Consider the following 17,617-nt stretch of genomic DNA (forward strand, 5'->3'; position numbering starts at 1 on the left):
TCGCGTGAACATGCGCCCTTCAACGGCTTCTCAATGCAAGCAGCGGTTTTCCTGCGCAGCGTCGATCACGCCCCCAGCGATATCGTCCGCCGCTCGGCGGCGCTCTTCATCGCGGCCTCGATGACGCGGATCACGTCGCGCGCCTCCCCGGCGCGCACCGGCGGCGGGGCGCCGTCGAGGATCGCCGCCGCGATGCCCTCGTAATAGGCCTCGTAGGCGCCGGGCAGGCTCTCGATGACGCGGCGCTCGCCGCTCGCCGCGACGAGCGTGCCGAACCAGCGCGGGTCCTCCCGCCCCCACTCCGGGACACCCGGGCGCGCGCCTGCCTTGAGGGCGTCCTCCTGGCCGTCGATCCCGTGCTTGAGGAAGCTCCCGCCATCGCCATGGACCGCGAAGCGCGGCCCCGGCTCGGGCACCAGCGTCGAGGAGCGCACGATCACCCGGCGCTTGCCGTAGTCGAGCGTCACGTGGAAATAGTCCACCGTGCGCGCCCCGGGCCGCTGCGCGAGGACGTCGGCGGTCACCGCGCGCGGCAGGCCGAAGAGCACGAGCGCCTGGTCGATCAGGTGCGCGCCGAGGTCGTACAGGATCCCCGATCCCGGCGCCTCCTGCTCTCGCCACCCCTGCTTGATGGCGGGGCGGAAGCGATCGAAGTGCGCCTCGTACGAGGCCACCTCGCCGAGCAGGCCCTGCTCGATGCAGCTGCGCACGGTGCGGAAGTCCGCGTCCCAGCGGCGGTTCTGAAAGACCGAGAGGAGCCGGCCCCGGCGCGCAGCCAGCACGATGAGCTCGTCCGCCTCGGCGCTCGTGATCGTGAACGGCTTGTCGACGACGACGTGCTTGCCCGCCTCCAGCGCGGCGCGCGCGAGCGGGAAGTGGGTCTCGTTGGGCGAGGCGATGACCACGAGGTCGATCCCCGGCTCGGCGATCAGCACCTCGGGCGTCGGATGCACGGCGACGCCCGAGTGGTCGGCCATGACCTGGCCCTCCCGGCGGGTCGCAATGGCGGCGAGGCGCAGCCGTGGGACAGACCGGATCAGCGGGGCGTGGAAAACGGCACCGGCGAGGCCGTAGCCGACGAGGCCGACATAGACGCGCTGGGACATGGCAGGACCGGCTCGTCCGGGACGCTAGCCCGAAGAAGCGCTGGGGGGAAGGCCTGGCGCGAAGACGCCGTGGAGCCTCCAGAGGCGCGTGACGGCGGCTGGCGAATCGCCACAGGCATCCCCGCAACACCACGCACGCTCGCGCCTGGCGTGACGGCGGCTGGCGAACCGCCACATCCGCAACACCACGCACGCTCGCGCCTGGTGAGCCGCCCCAGAGCATCCGGCACGCCGCGTTTGCGCCTGCCGAGCTGCCACAGGCCCCCACCGCGTTCGCCATCCCGCTCGGCGATATGCCCAGAGCATCCACATCGCTCGTCATCCCACGAGGCACTCCGCACAAAGCTTCTTCGAACCCTACGAGCTCACGCCGGAGGCACGCGCGAGCGACGATCACGGGCGAAGTGGTCACCGCGGATCCAATGTCGTCGCCCATGACCCCCTTCGCCGCAACGCGAGGCGGTTCGTGCAGACGCGGCGCGGCGGTTGCGATACCCTCCTGCGCTTGGAGGCTTTGATGCAAGCCAAGAGCATCCTTTCCGTGGTGGCCCTGGCCACCTTGATCGCCGGCAGCCCCTTCGCGGCAGGGTGCAAGACCACCGCCGAGGCCAGCGTGACCGAGGAGTCGGTCCAGGCGGTCCCCGTGGCCATCGAAGATCCGCTGACCGAGGAGCACGACGGCGGCTCGGTCGGGTGGGATTTCGCGCCCGACGGCACCGTGAGGGCGATCGTGAAGGCGCCTGACGGCAAACCCATCGACAAGGACGTGAGCGGCACGCTCACCTGGAAAGGGCCGAACGGCGACGCGCAGGCCCCGCTCGCGCTCGACGCGAAGACAGGGCTCCTCGTCGCGACCGGGCCCAAGCTCGAGGCCGATCTCACCGAGGTGAAGTACGACATCATCGTCTCCGGGAAGCCGTGGAATGGCACGCTCCACGTGCCCTCAGGGGGCACGAAGGTCATCGTCGAGGGCGCGAGAAAGGCCGAGAAGAGGCCCATCCCCCCCGGCAAGACGGGCCCGAACGGCGGGGTGATCCAGGTGGTCGGCGACGACACGATCGAGGTCGTCGCAGACAAGGCCTCCGGTCAGGTCAGGGTCTACGTCCTCGACGCGGACCTGAAGCCGGTCCCCGTCGGCGACCGCAAGATCAAGCTCGGCTTCGTGGGACAGGGCTCCGAGCTCGTCGTGCTCACCCCCGGCCCGGGCGGCCTCTACTGCGTCGGCAAGGTCGCGGCGAAGGTCAACCCGGTGAAGCTCACGGTCGTCGTGGCGCGCCCGACGCACGCCGACGTGGTGCTCGTCGGCTACCGCCCCGGCGTGCACGTCATCGTCGGCCCGAGCGCGCCGGCCGTGAACGTCGTGGTGGCGACGTCGTGGAACGTGGATGTGAAGGTCAGGACGCCTCCAGGCGTGGTGGTGGTCCACGATGACGACGATGACGACGGCCGGCCGGTCCACATCCACGTTCACGGCAAGCACAAACACAAGCACAAGCACAAGCACCACCCCCACCATCACCACGACCACTAGGAGCCCCCTCGCGCGGCGCTGGGCGGCCTACCTCACCGCCGAGGTCGACGCCGCCTCGCTCGCCGTCTTCCGCGCCGGCTATGGCGCCCTGATCGCGTGGGAGGTCGTCCGGTACGCCCTCCACGACCGGATCTACCGCTATTACATCGAGCCAGGCTTCTTCTTCAGCTTCGTCCCCTTCGTCCGCCCGTGGGGCGGGACGGGGATGTACTGGCACTTCGGCGCCCTCTTCGTCCTCGCGCTGCTCTGCGCCGTCGGGCTCTTCTACCGGGTGAGCGCCGCGCTCCTCTGCGCCGCGCTCACCTATGTCTTCCTCCTCGACAAGGCGCAATACCTCAACCACCTCTATCTCCTCTGCCTCCTCGGGCTGCTGCTCGCCGCCGCCCCGGCGCACCGCGCGCTCTCGCTGGATCGCCTCCGCGCGCGGCGCGCCTCGCCCGCCGGGGCGGCCCCCGGCGCGCCGGCGGAGACCGTGCCGCGCTTCTATCTCTTCGCGCTGAAGGCCCAGATCGCCATCGTCTACTTCTACGGCGGCGTCGCGAAGCTGAACGGCGACTGGCTCCGGGGGCAGCCGCTCACCATGTGGCTCGCCGCGCACGGCGACGCGCCCCTCGTCGGGCCGCTCCTTGCCTCACATGCAGCGGGGCTCGCGCTCTCGTATGCAGGGCTCTTCATCGACCTCTCGATGGGCTTCCTGCTCTTCTCCCGGCGCACCTTCCCCTTCGGCGCGGCGCTCGCCGTGGCGTTCAACCTCGCCAACGCCCTCCTGTTCACTATCGGTATCTTCCCCTACGCGATGATCGCCGCGCTCGCGCTGTTCGGCGATCCCTCGTGGCCGAGGCGGCGCCTGCCCTTCCTGTTCAAGGGCGCGGACTCCCCCAACGATGTCGCCCGCGTCCCCTCGCCCGCCGCGTCGCGCCGGAGCGCGCTGCCGCTCGCGCTGCTCCACGGATATCTCCTGTTCCACCTCGTGGTGCCGCTCCGCCACTGGGTCTATCCGGGCGACGTCGCCTGGAACGAGGCCGGACACCGCTTCTCGTGGCGCATGAAGCTGCGCGACAAGAGCGTGAGCGAGCTCGGGATTCACGTGCTGGATCCGAGGACCGGCGTGCGCGAGCCGCTCGACGTCGAGGCGTGGCTCACGAGCCGCCAGCTCGGGGAGATGTGCGCGCGGCCCGACATGCTCGTCGACTTCGCGCACCACGTGGCCGACCGCTTTCAGGCGAACTTCGGGGTGCGCCCCATCGTCACGGCCAAGGTCGTCGCGTCGCTGAACGGAGGTCCCCTCCAAGACCTCGTCGATCCGACGCTCGATCTCGCGTCACAGCCGCGCGGCCTCCTCGATCACCCTGGCTGCGCATCGCCAGAGGCGTCCTTGATTGGGCGCACACGGTAGGCCCTCGGGGGGCGGCCCGGAAGTGCCTCGCCCGCGCCGAGGAACGAACCCGGGCGCTCGCGTCGAGTACTCCGCATCACACACGACGACAAGCAACGCGACATTGCAGCGTGGCACAGCACACGTCGAGGCCCCTCTCCTGTGCACTCCCTGGGTGAATCCGCAGAAGACCGCCGTATACTGGTCCCCCCCGGACGTAATCGGCCGCACGCTACGCGCGGGCGAGGCGATCACGAGGTGGAGCGCAAGGACGTATGACCGCCACAGCACCGTTCGATCTGCCAGGACACGTCGTCGAGCAGCTGATCCATGAGGGCGGCAAGACCCACGTTTACCGCGGGCGCCGCGCCGCGGATCAGCGGCCGGTCGTCATCAAGACGCTGAAGGGGGAACACCCGAGCGTCCGCGATCTCGCCCTGCTGCGGCACGAGTTCAGCCTCCTGCGCGATCTGGATCTCGAGTCCGTGGTGAGGGTGTGCTCGCTCGAGAGGACGCGCGGCGGCCTCGCCCTCGTCACGGAGGCGGTCGAGGGCACGACCCTGAGGGCGATCCTCGACGATCGCCGGCTGGATCTCCGCGCGGCGCTGGCGCTCTCGGCGGCGATCGCCGACGCCATCGGCGCCGTGCACCGCTGTCACGTCACCCACAAGGACATCAATCCCAGCAACATCATCGTCAGCTCGGACCTGCGCCGCGCCACGCTCATCGACTTCGGCGCCTCGTCGCGGCTCAAGCAGGAGTTCCAGCAGTCGACCTCGGCGTCCACCCTGCAAGGCACGCTCGCGTACATGTCGCCCGAGCAGACAGGGCGCATGAACAGGGGCATCGATTACCGCGCCGACCTCTACTCGTTCGGTGTCACGCTGTATGAAATGCTGACCGGAGCCCTGCCGTTCCCGGACGGCGATCCGCTGGACGTCCTCTACAGCCACATCGCGCGGCAGCCCGCCCCGCCGCACGAGCTCCGCGAGGATGTCCCCCGGCCGGTCTCCGAGATCGTCATGAAGCTCCTCGCCAAGGCGCCCGAGGACCGCTACCAGAGCGCGTACGGCGTCAAGGCAGACCTCGCGGAGTGCCTCCGCTCCCTCGAGCAGACAGGCCGGGTCCACCCCTTCCCCGTCGGTCAGCGCGATCGCAGCCACGAGCTGCGCGTCCCGCAGAAGATCTACGGCCGGGACGCGGAGCGGGACCGGCTCCTGGCCGCGTTCGAGCGGGCCCGCGCGGGCGCCGCGGAGCTCGTGCTCGTCTCCGGCTACTCCGGCGTCGGCAAGAGCGCGCTGGTCCACGAGACCTACAAGGCCATCGCCAGGGTCGGCGGCCACTTCGCCCACGGCAAGTTCGATCAGCTGAACCGCGGCGTGCCCTGTGCCTCGGTCGTCCAGGCGTTCAGGGGGCTCGTGCAGCAGCTCCTCTCCGAGCGGACAGACGCGCTGGCCCGCTGGAGAGCGGAGCTCGGCGCGGCGCTCGGCCCGAACGCCGGGCTCCTCGTCGACCTCATCCCCGAGCTCGCGCTCATCGTCGGCGAGGCGCCCGCCGTCGCGGCGCTCGGCCCCTCCGAGTCGCAGAACCGCTTCGACATGGTGTTCCGGAGCTTCCTTGGCGTGTTCGCCGCGCCGTCGCACCCGCTGGTCCTGTTCCTCGACGACCTCCAGTGGGCGGACCCGGCGTCGCTCAGGCTGCTCAGGCTCCTGCTCACCGACGCCGACACACGCCATCTCCTGGTCGTCGGGGCCTACCGCGACAACGAGGTGAGCCCGGCGCACCCGCTCGTCATCACCCTCGACGCCGTCCGCGCCGCGAGCGCGGCCGTGACCGACATCCCCCTCGCTCCGCTCTCGCAGGGCGACGTGACGGCGCTCGCCTCGGACGCCCTCGGCCGCGCGGCGCAGGACGTCGCCCAGCTCTCCGAGCTCATCCACGACAAGACGCTGGGCAACCCGTTCTTCATGGGGCAGTTCCTGCGCATGCTGGGCGACGACGGGCTCCTCCTCTGCGATCCGGAGACCGGCAGATGGACATGGGATCTCGCAGCCATCGAGTCGCGGGCCGTGACGGACAACGTCGTCGACTTCATGATCGCCAAGCTGCAGAGGCTCGCGCCGCCCACCCAGCGCGCCCTGACGCTCGCCGCGTGCATCGGGCACCGGTTCGACCTGCGCACGCTCGCGACGATCTCCGAGCAGCCGGCCGCGCAGGCGGCGCAGGATCTCTGGGCGGCCATGCAGGAAGGGGTCTTGCTCCCCATCGACGCCGACTACCGGCTCGTGCACGCGGAAGACCCCTCCCAGGGCGAGCCCGCGACCGGCGCGTCGCTCGCCGTCTCCTACCAGTTCTTGCACGATCGCGTCCAGCAGGCGGCCTACGCCCTCATCGCGGAAGAGCACAGATGCGCCGCCCACCTGCGCGTCGGCCGCCTGATGCTGGCCAGCCAGCGCGGCGAGCCGCAGGAAGAGCAGCTCTTCGACACGGTAAACCATCTTAACTATGGTGCCGCCCTCATCGCCGATCCCGGCGAGCGCGATCTGCTCGCGCGCCTGAACCTGCGCGCCGGGAGGAAGGCCAAGGGCTCGACCGCCTACGGGACCGCGGCGGAGTACTTCAGCGCCGGGCGGAGCGCGCTCGGGGACGACGGCGCCGCGGGGGATCACGCGCTGCGCTGGGCGCTCACGCTGGAGGCGGCCGAGTGCGAGTACCTGTGCGGCCGCTTCACCGAGGCCGAGGCGCTGTTCCAGCGGCTGCTCGAGGTGGCGGCGTCGGACCTCGATCGGGCGCGGGTCCAGAGCCTGCGGATGAAGCTCTATCAGGTCGCCGGCCGCTACGACGAGGGCGTCACCGTCGGACAGGAGGCGCTGCGCCTGTTCGGCGTCGAGATCCCGGGGGCGAGCGAGGAGATCGGCGCCGCCGTCTCCGCCGAGGTCGCGCAGATCCCGGAGAGCATGGCGGGCAGGAGCATCGAGGACATCCTGCACGCGCCGCCGCTCGCCGACGAGCAGATCCGCGCGGTCATCAACCTGCTCGCCGACTGCGCCCCCTGCGCGTACATCGGGCGGCCGGGCGTGTTCCCGCTCATCGCGCTGAAGATGCTGAACCTGTCGCTGCGGCACGGCAACACCGAGGCGTCGTGCTTCGCCTACAGCGTTTACGGGTTCATGCTTGTCGCGGCGTTCGGCGATATCCCGTCGGGATTCCGCTTCTCGGAGATGTCGATCCGGCTGAACGAGAAGCTCGGGGACGTCTCGCTGCGGGGGACGCTGCTGCACCTCCACGGCGATCACATCAACTTCTGGGTCCAGCACATCCGGAACGATCTCCCCATCCTGGAGCGGGCGTTCCTCGCGTGCATCGAGGCCGGGGACCTGGTGTACGCGAGCTACCTGGCCTTCGAGACCGTCTGGCAGGTCTACGAGAAGGGCGATCCGCTGGCGGAGGTCGACCGCGTCGCCGAGCGCTTCGCGTCGTTCGCGCGCAAGACAGGCAATCACGCCGTCCTCGAGACGATCCGGCTGGAGCAGCAGTTCCTGCGCAGCCTGAAGGGGCTCACGGCGGCCGACGCCTCGCTGAGCGAGGAGGGCCTTGCCGAATTCTCGGAAGAAGCGTGCCTGGCCGCGCTCACCCGGGCGAGCTTCGGGTGCGGTATCGCCTTTTACCACATCATCCGGCTCATCCTGCTTTATTCCCACGGTCGCCCCGAGGAGGCGCTCGCCGCCGCGGAGGCGGCGCGCCCGGTGCTCGGGGCCGTCATGGCGATGCCGATCGAGGCGACCTACCACCTCTATCTCGCGCTCACGCTGGTCGCGCTCGGCGAGCGCGACGAGCGCGAGCGCGAGCGGCACGCCGCGGCGCTCTCCGCGTCGCTCGAGAAGCTCGAGCTCTGGGCCCGCCATTGCCCCGACAACTTCCGCGTGAAACTCGTCCTGGTCCTGGCCGAGGCGGCGCGCGCCGCCGGCCGCAACGTCGAGGCGATGGGGCTCTACGACGACGCCATCGACGCCGCCCGCCAGAGCGAGTTCGTGCAGTACGAGGCGCTCGCGTCGGAGCTGGCCGGCCTGTACTACGCTCGCAAGGGCCGGCGGCGCATCGCCACGCTCTACCTGGACGCCGCGATGCACGCCTACCGGCAGTGGGGGGCAGAGCGAAAGGCCACGGAGCTGATCCGGCAGCACGGGCTCGACCCGCTCCCCATCGCTCGGGGGCCCGCGGCGGAGCACGAGAAGGCCGCCGCGAGGACGAGCTCGATGTCGGTGAGCCACCCGCTCCTCCACAAGCTCGCCGACGTCGCGGCGGTGCTGCAGACGACGCACGCGATCTCCAGCGAGCTCGTGCTCGGCAAGGCGCTCGACCGCGTGATGCGCGCCGTCCTCGCGAGCGCCGGCGGCCAGCGCGGCTTCCTGGTGCTCGCGCGCGAAGAGCGGTTGTTCATCGAGGCGTCCGTCACCATCGATCCGGAGTCGATCGAGGTGGACCTCCGGCGTCCTCTGGAGGAGTCGTCGGCCCTGCCGGTCAGCGTGGTCCACTACGTGGCGCGCACGCGAGAGCTGCTCATCCTGGACGACGCCGCGGCGAGCCCTCGCTTCGCGGCGGATCCCTACCTCGCCGCGCGCCGGCCCAAGTCGGTGATGGGCCTCCCGCTCGTCCACCAGAACCGGCTCACGGGCGTGCTGTACGTGGAGAACACGCTCGCGAGCGGCGCCTTCACCCCGGAGCAGACCGAGCTGCTCCGCCTCCTGGGCGCGCAGGTCGCGGCGGCGCTCGAGAACGCGCAGCTCTACGGCCGGCTGCAGGAGGTGTCCGACAGGCACCGCGACATGAACGATCGGCTCGAGCGCGAGGTGCAGCGGCGCACCGAGGAGCTGTTCTCGGTCAACGAGCGCCTGTCGCAGAAGGCAGATGAGGTGAACCGGGCCAACGAGCTGCTGCTCGAGGAGCTCCGCGAGCGCGAGCGCGCCGAGCAGGCCCGGGCAGCGCTCCAGGAGGAGATCATCGGCGTGCAGCGGCTGCGCCTCTCGGAGATGGCGACGCCCATCATCCCGATCACCGATCGCGTCCTGGTCCTGCCGCTCATCGGGACGATGGACGCGGCGCGCGCCGCGCAGGTGCTGGAGGCGACCCTCGCCGGGGTGGAGCGCCACAACCCGTCCACCGTGATCATCGACATCACGGGCCTGAAGCGCGTCGACGCCGGGGTCGCCGACTCGCTGATCCGCACCGCCTCGGCGCTGCGGCTGCTCGGCGCGCAGGCGATCTTGACCGGGATGCAGCCGGAGGTCGCCCGCGCGCTCACGCAGGGCGGGATCGATCTCCGCGGCCTCGTCACCCGCTCGACGCTCCAGAGCGCCATCGCCCACGCGATCACGCCGGCCCCTGGCGCACGCCCCCGCTGAGCGCGCGGCGCGCTCCGCCGCCGCCCCCGCCCGTCGGTGAGGTCTGCGCGGGCCGCGCGCGCGGCCACCTTTCGGGCGCTAGCGCGACGCCTGCTTGTCCTCGCAGCGGCCCAGCACGAAGATCCCGCAGACGCGCTCGTTCACCAGGCACTGCTGCCCTTCCGGGCACTGCGACGGATCGAGCACGGCCGGGTCGCACGGCCTCGCGCAGAACGGGGGCGGGCCGCGCGGAGCGTCGTAGACGCCGTTGCCGTCGCGATCCAGGAAGATGGGGTTCGTGACCGCGTAGGGCGCCACCGGGTACCAGTCGGGGACCGGGGGCGACGCCGTGAAGAACCGGGAGAGCGCCTTGACCTGCGTGAACGCGAGGCTCGCGACCCGGGGCAGCTGGAGCTCGCCGAACGACACAGGCAGCGCGACCGGCGTGAGGAGGTTCTCGTCGCGCAGGCCCATCGCCACCACCACGACCCAGCCGTCCGACGGCGGCGCCGGCAACACGAGCCGCTCGTCGACGTCCACGATCGCCGACGGCCCCGAAGGCGGCTCGAGCACCCGGACCAGGCGGCCGCTCACGTAGACCTCGACGCGATCCACGCCGAACCAGCTCGCCGTCTCGATCCGCAGATCGAGCGGCACCGTGTCGCCCTCGACGCGCGCCACGCCGCCGAACGTCGCGCCGCCCACGCTCGCGCGGACGAACGGCCCGTAGGTAGCGAACGCGCTGCCCGCGCGGAGCGCCCCGGTCGCCTCCTCGAGATCGAGCGCCGCCGGCTGGTCGGTCCGCGAGCGGAAATAGGTGCGCGGGAAGCCCGGCTCCAGCGAGGCGCCGTGGCTGTCGCTGCTCCCCACCTGCGTCGGCGAGAAGCCGTGGTCGAGGTAGCGGAACAGGTCGTCGACCTGGCCCGCGTGGAAGGTGCACGGCCGATCCGCGTCCTCCGGCGGGACCGCGCCGCCCTCGCCCCCCAGGCAGAGCGCCTCCCCGTCGGCCGCGGTCCTGTCGAAGTCCCAGACGGCGTCCTGCTCCTCGGGCGTCCTCGTCAGGATCCGCTTGGTCACGCTCCAGGCGAGCGCCGAGCGGGCGCGCTGCTGGCACGCCGCGTACCGCTCGCCGGGCTTGCACGCCGGCAGGCCGAAAGGAAGCTCGGCGCACGCCGCGCGGAGCGACGCCTCGTCCGTCGCGGCGTCGATCCGGGACAGGCACCTGTTGAAATCGACGACCTCCTGCACGGTGGGGGTCCGGAGCAGATCGAGCCGCTTCCCGTTGAAGACCTCCATCGCGTCGAAATCGCAGCTGCCCGCCTGGAACAGCGGGTTGCTCGCCTCGAGCGTCGGGATCGACCGGCGCAGCGTGAAGGGGTCGACGCCGAGCTGGTCGATGTACCCGATGAACCCGTCGCGCGGGTGAGCGACGACCACGAGCGCGTCCTCGCCCTCCGCCGCCGTGCCGCGCACCCCGTCGATCACGTCCCCGCCCGCGCGGCACACCCAGTCGAAGACGCCGTGATCCGGCACGTCGAGCTCGTCGTAGCGGAGCGGGAAGCCGATGAAGTGCCCGAGCTCGAGCGTCGAGACCTCGGCGCCGACCGCCGTCTTCAGGTGCGGCTCGAGCCCCAGCTGCCTCACCGCGGGCGCGAGATCCGTGTGCACGTCGTGGTCGGTGGTCACCGCGACGTCGAGCCCCTCGACGACCGCCGAGGTCACCCGCTCCTCGAGCGGCAGGCCGCTGTCGAAGCTCGGGCGCTGGTGCAGGTGCATGTCGATCGACATCCAGCCCGTCGAGTCGACCTCGCGCGGAACGACCGCCTCGATCCGCCGGACCTCCCCGGCGCGCACCTCGAGGTCGGGGACCTCGAACCGGCCGAACTCGGGCCCGCGCGTGGCGAGGACGCGGTAGCGCCCGGGCTCGATCTCGACAGCGCCCTCGCCCGTCGCCGATCGCTCGATCTGCCGGACGCCGCTGCCGAGGCGGCCGTGGCCCAGGTAGACCCGCCTCGTCCCGTCGCCATCGAGCGGTTGCCCCGCAGCGTCGAGCGCCACGAATGTCAGCTTGGCGGGCGCGAGCCGGCCGCCCTCGTCGACCACCCGGTACGCGAGCCGCGCGGGGCTCGGCAGCTCCGCCGCCACCGAGACCGTGGCCCCGGCGCCGAGCGCCACGCGGATCGGCGCCGACACGGCGGTGCCCTCGGGGTTCTCGGCGACGAGCAGGTAGCCGCCGGGCGGGAGCCGCGCGTGGAAGTCGCCGTCCTCCACCGGATCGAGCCCGAGGTCGGCGTCGATGGAGCTGAGCAGCCCCACGTCCCCCGAGCGCGCGAGGTTCGCCTCGACAAGCGCGTCGACGCTCGCGAAGGCGGCGCCCGGGTCGGGGTCGCGGAAGACGTGGACGCGCGCGTTCGGCACGGGCGCGCCCGTCGATCGCCACCGCACGGCGCCCTCGAGCGCGCCGGTCGGCGTGCCCCGGGCGCCGTACACCACCTCGGCGACGCTCGCGACGTCGCCCTCGCCCACGGCGAAGTAGCGCTCGTAGGTGAACGATCGCTTCCGGTCGCACGCCTCGTCGTCGGAGCCCGCGGCGAGGCAGCTCCGCCCGGCGCTCAGGAAGGCCGTCGCCGCGCTCGTGAAGACGGGGACGTTGACCGTGGAGGGCGGGCCGCCCTCCGGCGCCTTCGTGAAATAGCCGTAGCTGACGTCGCCGCCCGCCGCGGCGACGAAGTCGAAGCTGAGCGGCTGCTGGAACGTGTCCCGGCCGGCGAAGAGGGCGTCGAACACCGCCTTCTCCTCGTCGAAGCCCATGCCGGGGCCGAAGATGTCGTTCTGGTTGCCGAAGAAGACGAAATCGCCGGCGACGATCCCGCCCTTGCGCTCGGGAGCTCCGTTCCGCTCGTCGCCAAGGATGCCCCTGAAGATGTCCGAGGGTCCCGCGTAGTTGTCGAGCGAGAGCGGCTCCCCGCAGGCGCACGCGGGGCAGCCGTCGTCGCCCGCCGCGAGGCCGTCCTCGCACTCGAGCGCGCACGAGGCGACGCTCGGGCACCCGAGCACCTCGTCCGGCAGGAGGAGCGTCGTGCGGATCGTGACGAACCGCTCGCCCGGGCGCAGGACGTAGTCGGTGCGGAAGCGCATCGCCGGCTTGAGGCCGTCGAAGAGGAGGCCGAGCAGGTCCTCCTGGGTCTTCAGCACGCCGAGCGCGTGAAAGAGGAAGCCGCCGTCGCCCTCGACCCGGACGACCGCCTCCTGCCCGTCCGAGCCGTCGTTGACGACGAAGACCTCGGCGGCGCCCGGATCGGGCACGAGCAGGTTGGCGACAGGGAACGACTCGGCGAAGCGGTCGCGGCCCGACGCGCTCGCGAAGCGCGGATCGGGGCGGCGCAGGTCGGCGTCGACAAGCGACCCGCCGTAGACGCCCGGCCCCGGCGAGTGGCGCGGGCCGAGGATCGCGACCCGGATCTCGTCGTTTTCCAGCAGGAAATCGCCGACATCGGCCATCGCCACCGGGCCGCCGACCAGCTCGAACCGGTTCTCGATCGGCTTGGCGCGCAGGAGGTTCGGATCGTCGCAACCGACCAGGCCGGCGAGGCCGACCAGGCCGACGAGGCCGAGGGCGCCGCGCGGCGCGGGCAGGGCGAGGGCGGGGCGGCGTTTTCGCATGGCGGGCCGCTAGAGGTTGAGCTGCAGCTGCAGCGCCACGGCGTCGTTGTCGAGCGGGACGCCGTGGCGCTCCTGCCGGTGGGTGAAGTCGGCCTGCGCCTTGAGCGTGTTGTCGATGAAGTGGTAGCTCGCGCCGGCGGTGAGGGCCCAGCTGTCCGTCTCGTCCAGGAGGTCGAGGTTGGGATCGAGCCACTCGAACCGCGCGCTCACCCCGAGCTTGATGCGCCTCACGAAATAGCCCACCTCGCCGACGAGCCCTATCGACGTGACCGGGGCGAGCTGGCCGAGCGGCTGCGTCGGGGTGCTCTCGGGGTCGCTCTGGTTCCAGAGGAGCTCGGCCAGCGCGTGCGCGCCCGCGGCCTGGACCAGGACGTCGGCGCCGATGCCGTGGATGTCGCGCGTCCCGCCGTCGCTGAAGAAGTAGCTCGCGCCTGCGCCGACGCGGAGGCGCGAGACGGCGAGGTCCTGCACCGAGCGAGGGAGGGGGCCGAGCGGCTCGGTGGCGAGCCGCGCGACGTAGGCGATGTGGTCGAAGCGGTTGCCGAAGCTCGCCGCGTTCTCGACATAGCCGGCGAAGAACTGATCCGAGCGCTGGAAGCCGTTGAACATGCCGGCGAAGTAGCTGAACGCCCTGCCCCGGAAGTGCCCCTCGACGTGGAGGCCGACCTGGCGTGAGGGCGCCATGGCGCGCACGGCGAGCGGCCGCTCGATGAGCGCGCCCTCGCCGGCGCCGGCCATCGCGGAGCGGCTGAACGGCACGTCGTGCGCGCCGAAGTAGAGGTTCGCGAACGGGAAGTGGGCGTAGCCGATCCACGCCTCGGAGAGCCGCGCCGAGCCGTCCGCGCCCCCGGCGAGCTCGCCCGAGATCGCGAACGGCACGTACCCGGCGAGCCTCCCCGCGAAGCCGACGCGGGCGCGCCGCAGGCGGAACCCCTGGCCCTCGGCGACGTCGCCCGCCTGGAGGAAGGCGTCCTCCCCCACATAGGGGACAGCCTGCGCCTGCACGAGCACGAGGGGAGAGAGCACGAGGCGGCCGATGGCGAGCTGGAACGGCGGCTCATCCGCGGACGGCGCAGCGGCCGACCTGGCAGGTGACGGCGCGGCCGCGGCGGGCGGCGCGGCGCTGGACGGCGCGGCGCCTGCCGGCGACGTGCTGGCGGCGGGTGCTCCGGGTCCGGCGACAGCGGACGGCGCGACGGTGGCAGGCGGTGCGTCCGGCGTGGCCGCGGGGGTGCCGGACGTGGCCCCGGCAGGTGGCGTGGCCGGCGCGCCGCTGGGCGGCGCAGCTCCGGCAGGTGGCGTGGCCGGCGCGCCACCGGGGGGAGCCGCGCCCGGCGGCGGCGCGACCGGGATGGTCGGCGCGACGGGCGGGGGAACCGGAAGCGCGTCGGCGGTTGGAGGCTGCGCTGGCAGCCGCTGGGCGGGTTGCGCGCCGGCCTGCGGACACCAGAGCGCCACCGCTGCCGGGAGGACAAGGGCGAGCACAGCGCCGTCCAGCGCCGTTCTGCCCCCGCGGCGCCGCGGCCGGGTACATCGAGGATCCGCACCGCGACGAGTCCATGCGCAAGGTGTCATTGGCGTCCGTGCTGGCCGGCGGGCGAGAGGAATCGCGACGAACTCGGCGACAGCGCCGCTGGCAGGCGCCTTCGTCTATCCCACGTGGCGACAGGGTGTCAACGCGCCGCCTCGCACCCGCGCGCACCAGGCGTGTTGCCCTTTCCGGGCACCTGCGATGGGCGTACACTGATGGCTCCCGAACCCCGCGACGATCGACGTCGATCGCCGCCCGTTCCCGGAGGCGGGCTCGCCCCGCCGCCGCGCGGAAGGCCGGAATGACCGGCGCTCCGCGCGGTCGACCTCTCGCTGGATGTCCGTCAGCCGCGCGAACGCGCGCAAAGGAGGTGGTGAATGAGGGTGTGCAGGAGAACGCACGGAGCTGCCGTGGCGCTGCTCGCGGTGCTGGTTGCGCCTGGCCTGGCGCAGGCGCAGGAGGTCGGGCCGCCGCCCCGGTCGCCCGCAGAGCGGACTGCGACGGTGCTGTCCGACGCACAGTTCAAGGCGCGGTTGGAGGCGCTCGCAGCGGAGCTTCCGTCCGCGCAGATGGGACGTAACTGGAAGCGGGTGGTCGACGAGGCGCTACAGCGGGTGAGCGACCTGCCGCAGGCGAGCGCGCCGGAGCTTCCGTCCTCGGACATTCTTGAGGATCCTGAGGCGCTGGTGGGGCTCGACGACCCGACGCAGGGGTTTCCGGAGGCGGGCGCGACATTCGAGCTGGGCCGCTATGAGGTCACGCTTGCGCCGGTGGTGCTGCCCGTGTCGCCGGTGGTCTGGAACCTGCCTGGCGAGCAGGGGATCCTTCCCAGCGCGCACGTCCGGCTGCCGTGGGCCGTTCCTTAGTCCAGCCTCCCGGTTGAGAAAAATCTCTGACCGAAGGCTCTCGACAGCCTCCCGGTTGAGAAAAACCTCCGACCGGAGGCTCTCGACAGGGCTTTACCCCAAGATCCTTGTTCTTGGGCAGGGTTTCCGGGCGAGCGGACGGCTTCTAGAGCCCCCACATCGCCCGAAGAGGGCGCTGGCTCCCCCCGGGCACCGTTCGCCACTGGGGGCGGCACGGCGAGATCGAGCGGGCCATGCTGATGAAGCGGGCGTGGGGCTTCGACTTGCTCCGCTACCCCAAGTGCGATCGCAAGGTTGCGGGCGCCCGCCAGCGCCTTCCACTGCGACAGAGAGGTTGCCGTCTCCGCGGCCCCTGGTGTACGTCGGCAGACGCGGGCAACGGTTGCCCCGCGTTCGTGAGCGACGCCGCCACAATGCCGGGCACCCTCGACAAGAACCCGAAGCAGATGAAGCGAGCCAGCGCCCATGCTTGAGTCGATTCACCTCAAGAACGTCGGCCCCGCGCCCGAGATGACGATGGATTTGGCGCCGAGGCTGAACCTCGTCACGGGCGACAACGGGCTCGGGAAGAGCTTCCTGCTCGACGTGGCATGGTGGGCGCTGACGCGGACGTGGGCCCGCCATCCCGTCGTCCCCACAACGAAAGGCGCGTCGATCTCGTATTCGTACACGAAGAAGACGCCCAGGCCCTACACCTACACGAGCAAGTACGACCCCGCCGCCGAGCGGTGGAGCGTGAACCAGGGTCGCCCCGCGATCCCTGGGCTCATCCTCTATGCGCAGGTGGACGGAGGGTTCTCCGTCTGGGATCCTGCGCGGAACTACTGGACGGAAGACACGCCCAAACGCCCGAACGCCTACCTCTTCTCGGCGTCCGAGGTCTGGGCAGGGAACCCATACTGCGAGGGCCTGCTTCGCGACTGGGGCTCGTGGCAACGCGAGAAGAGCCGTCCCTTCGAGCTCTTGAGCAAGGTCCTCGAGACGCTGTCGCCGTCGAGCGACGAGAAGGAGAAGCTCCAGGCGGGCGATCTACGCAAGCTCACGGTGAGCGATCCCCTCAGGTACCCGACCTTGCGCATGCCCTACGGTGAAGACGTCGCCGTCATCCACGCCTCGGCCGGGATGCGCCGGATCATCGCGCTCGCCTACCTGCTCATCTGGACGTGGGAGGAGCACCTCGCCTCTGCGGAGGTGCGCGGCGAGCGACCGGCGAAAGAGGTCGTCTTCCTCATCGACGAGATCGAGGCCCACCTGCATCCGCAATGGCAGCGACGCATCGTACCGGCGCTCTTGCAGGTGATGGACATCCTCACCGGGCAACACGGTTCGCGTGTCCAGCTCGTCGCCGCGACTCACTCCCCGCTCGTCTTGGCTTCGGTCGAGCCTCACTTTGACGCCGACGAGGACGCCTGGTTCGATCTCGATCTGGACCGCACGAACAAGCGCTATTCCGTCAAGCTGACGCAGCGGACCTACGTGCGCCACGGCGAGGTCGGCAATTGGCTCACGAGCGAAGCCTTCGATCTGAAGGAGCCCAGATCCCTCGAGGGCGAGCGAGCCGTGAAGGCGGCTCTAGCGCTGATGGACCAAGAGGCAGCTTCCGACGCCGCCGTCGCCGCTGCGGACAAAGCACTGAGAGACGCCGGTCTGCCCGACATCGACCCGTTCTGGGTGCGATGGGGGTACTTCCGCGACCGTCGAGCAGAACAGGCACCGGCGAAGCCGAGGCGGAGGAGGACGTGATCCGGGTTGTCCTGACCGCCGAGCCGACCAGCTTCGAGAAATACGTTCGCAAGCGAGGCAACGAGGCGATCGCGAGACTCTTGGGCAAGCCGGTGAAGGGCAAGGGGGGCCGCAAGCCGAAGAAGACCTACGCTCGCCAAGAAGATATCCCTCCGAAGAAGTTCCCGGCCCTTTGGATTCAGCCTCGCGAAGCCGATGGCAAGAGCACACTCGACGACATGATGGACCTCTACGGCCAGCGGTGTGCGTACCTCGCCATGCACATCGAGAAGGCGACGGGGAGCCCGACGGTCGACCATTTCATCCCCCTCTGTGCCAACGTCGGGTGAGACAGGCTCCCCCTGGAAATCTGTGGTGAGAGGGCGGAGAATGGACCTGACCCGTGCCGAAGCCTTCCCATCTCCGATCCGTCGATCCTACC

At 71.1% G+C, this 17,617-nt stretch carries 9 protein-coding genes; 6 read left to right on the plus strand and 3 right to left on the minus strand.

Annotated elements, in window-relative coordinates; translation table 11 throughout:
• Positions 1-65: 65 nt before the first annotated feature.
• Positions 66-1,106, minus strand: a complete 1,041-nt coding sequence (locus ACSRUE_RS02720; RefSeq protein ID WP_441289648.1) for an oxidoreductase — start codon at positions 1,104-1,106, stop codon at positions 66-68.
• Between the two features lie 517 nt (positions 1,107-1,623).
• On the opposite strand from ACSRUE_RS02720, the gene ACSRUE_RS02725 reads away from it, so the two are divergent.
• The 3 genes from ACSRUE_RS02725 to ACSRUE_RS02735 all read left to right on the plus strand — a co-directional run bounded on the left by ACSRUE_RS02725 (position 1,624) and on the right by ACSRUE_RS02735 (position 9,414).
• Positions 1,624-2,637, plus strand: a complete 1,014-nt coding sequence (locus ACSRUE_RS02725; RefSeq protein ID WP_441289649.1) for a hypothetical protein — start codon at positions 1,624-1,626, stop codon at positions 2,635-2,637.
• Positions 2,543-4,033: an HTTM domain-containing protein gene (locus ACSRUE_RS02730; protein ID WP_441293050.1), complete on the plus strand. Its 1,491-nt coding sequence runs from the start codon at positions 2,543-2,545 to the stop codon at positions 4,031-4,033. The genes ACSRUE_RS02725 and ACSRUE_RS02730 overlap by 95 nt, the downstream gene beginning before the upstream one ends.
• A 254-nt stretch (positions 4,034-4,287) precedes the next feature.
• Complete coding sequence (locus ACSRUE_RS02735; RefSeq protein WP_441289650.1) at positions 4,288-9,414, plus strand: AAA family ATPase; 5,127 nt, start codon at positions 4,288-4,290, stop codon at positions 9,412-9,414.
• Between the two features lie 78 nt (positions 9,415-9,492).
• Here ACSRUE_RS02735 and ACSRUE_RS02740 read toward each other — a convergent pair whose 3' ends face one another.
• Both ACSRUE_RS02740 and ACSRUE_RS02745 read right to left on the minus strand, forming a co-directional pair.
• Positions 9,493-13,056, minus strand: coding sequence for a PHP domain-containing protein (locus ACSRUE_RS02740; RefSeq protein WP_441289651.1), 3,564 nt, complete (start codon positions 13,054-13,056; stop codon positions 9,493-9,495).
• A 9-nt stretch (positions 13,057-13,065) separates the two neighbouring features.
• Entirely contained in the window at positions 13,066-14,541 is a 1,476-nt protein-coding gene (locus ACSRUE_RS02745; protein WP_441289652.1) for a porin, read from the minus strand.
• Positions 14,542-14,997: 456 nt separating this feature from the next.
• Between ACSRUE_RS02745 and ACSRUE_RS02750 the strand changes: the two genes are divergently transcribed.
• The 3 genes from ACSRUE_RS02750 (at position 14,998) to ACSRUE_RS02760 (ending at position 17,525) form a co-directional block, all read left to right on the plus strand.
• A complete protein-coding gene (locus ACSRUE_RS02750; protein ID WP_441289653.1) occupies positions 14,998-15,453 on the plus strand; it encodes a hypothetical protein in 456 nt (151 codons plus the stop codon).
• Positions 15,454-15,918: 465 nt separating this feature from the next.
• Positions 15,919-17,196 carry an AAA family ATPase gene (locus ACSRUE_RS02755; protein WP_441289654.1) on the plus strand — a complete coding sequence of 426 codons (1,278 nt, stop codon included), beginning with the start codon at positions 15,919-15,921 and terminating at the stop codon, positions 17,194-17,196.
• Complete coding sequence (locus ACSRUE_RS02760; protein ID WP_441289655.1) at positions 17,193-17,525, plus strand: hypothetical protein; 333 nt, start codon at positions 17,193-17,195, stop codon at positions 17,523-17,525. The genes ACSRUE_RS02755 and ACSRUE_RS02760 overlap by 4 nt, the downstream gene beginning before the upstream one ends.
• Positions 17,526-17,617 lie beyond the last annotated feature (92 nt).

It is taken from the genome of Sorangium sp. KYC3313 (genome assembly GCF_052075895.1).
GTDB classification, from domain to species: domain Bacteria; phylum Myxococcota_A; class Polyangia; order Polyangiales; family Polyangiaceae; genus Sorangium; species Sorangium cellulosum_B.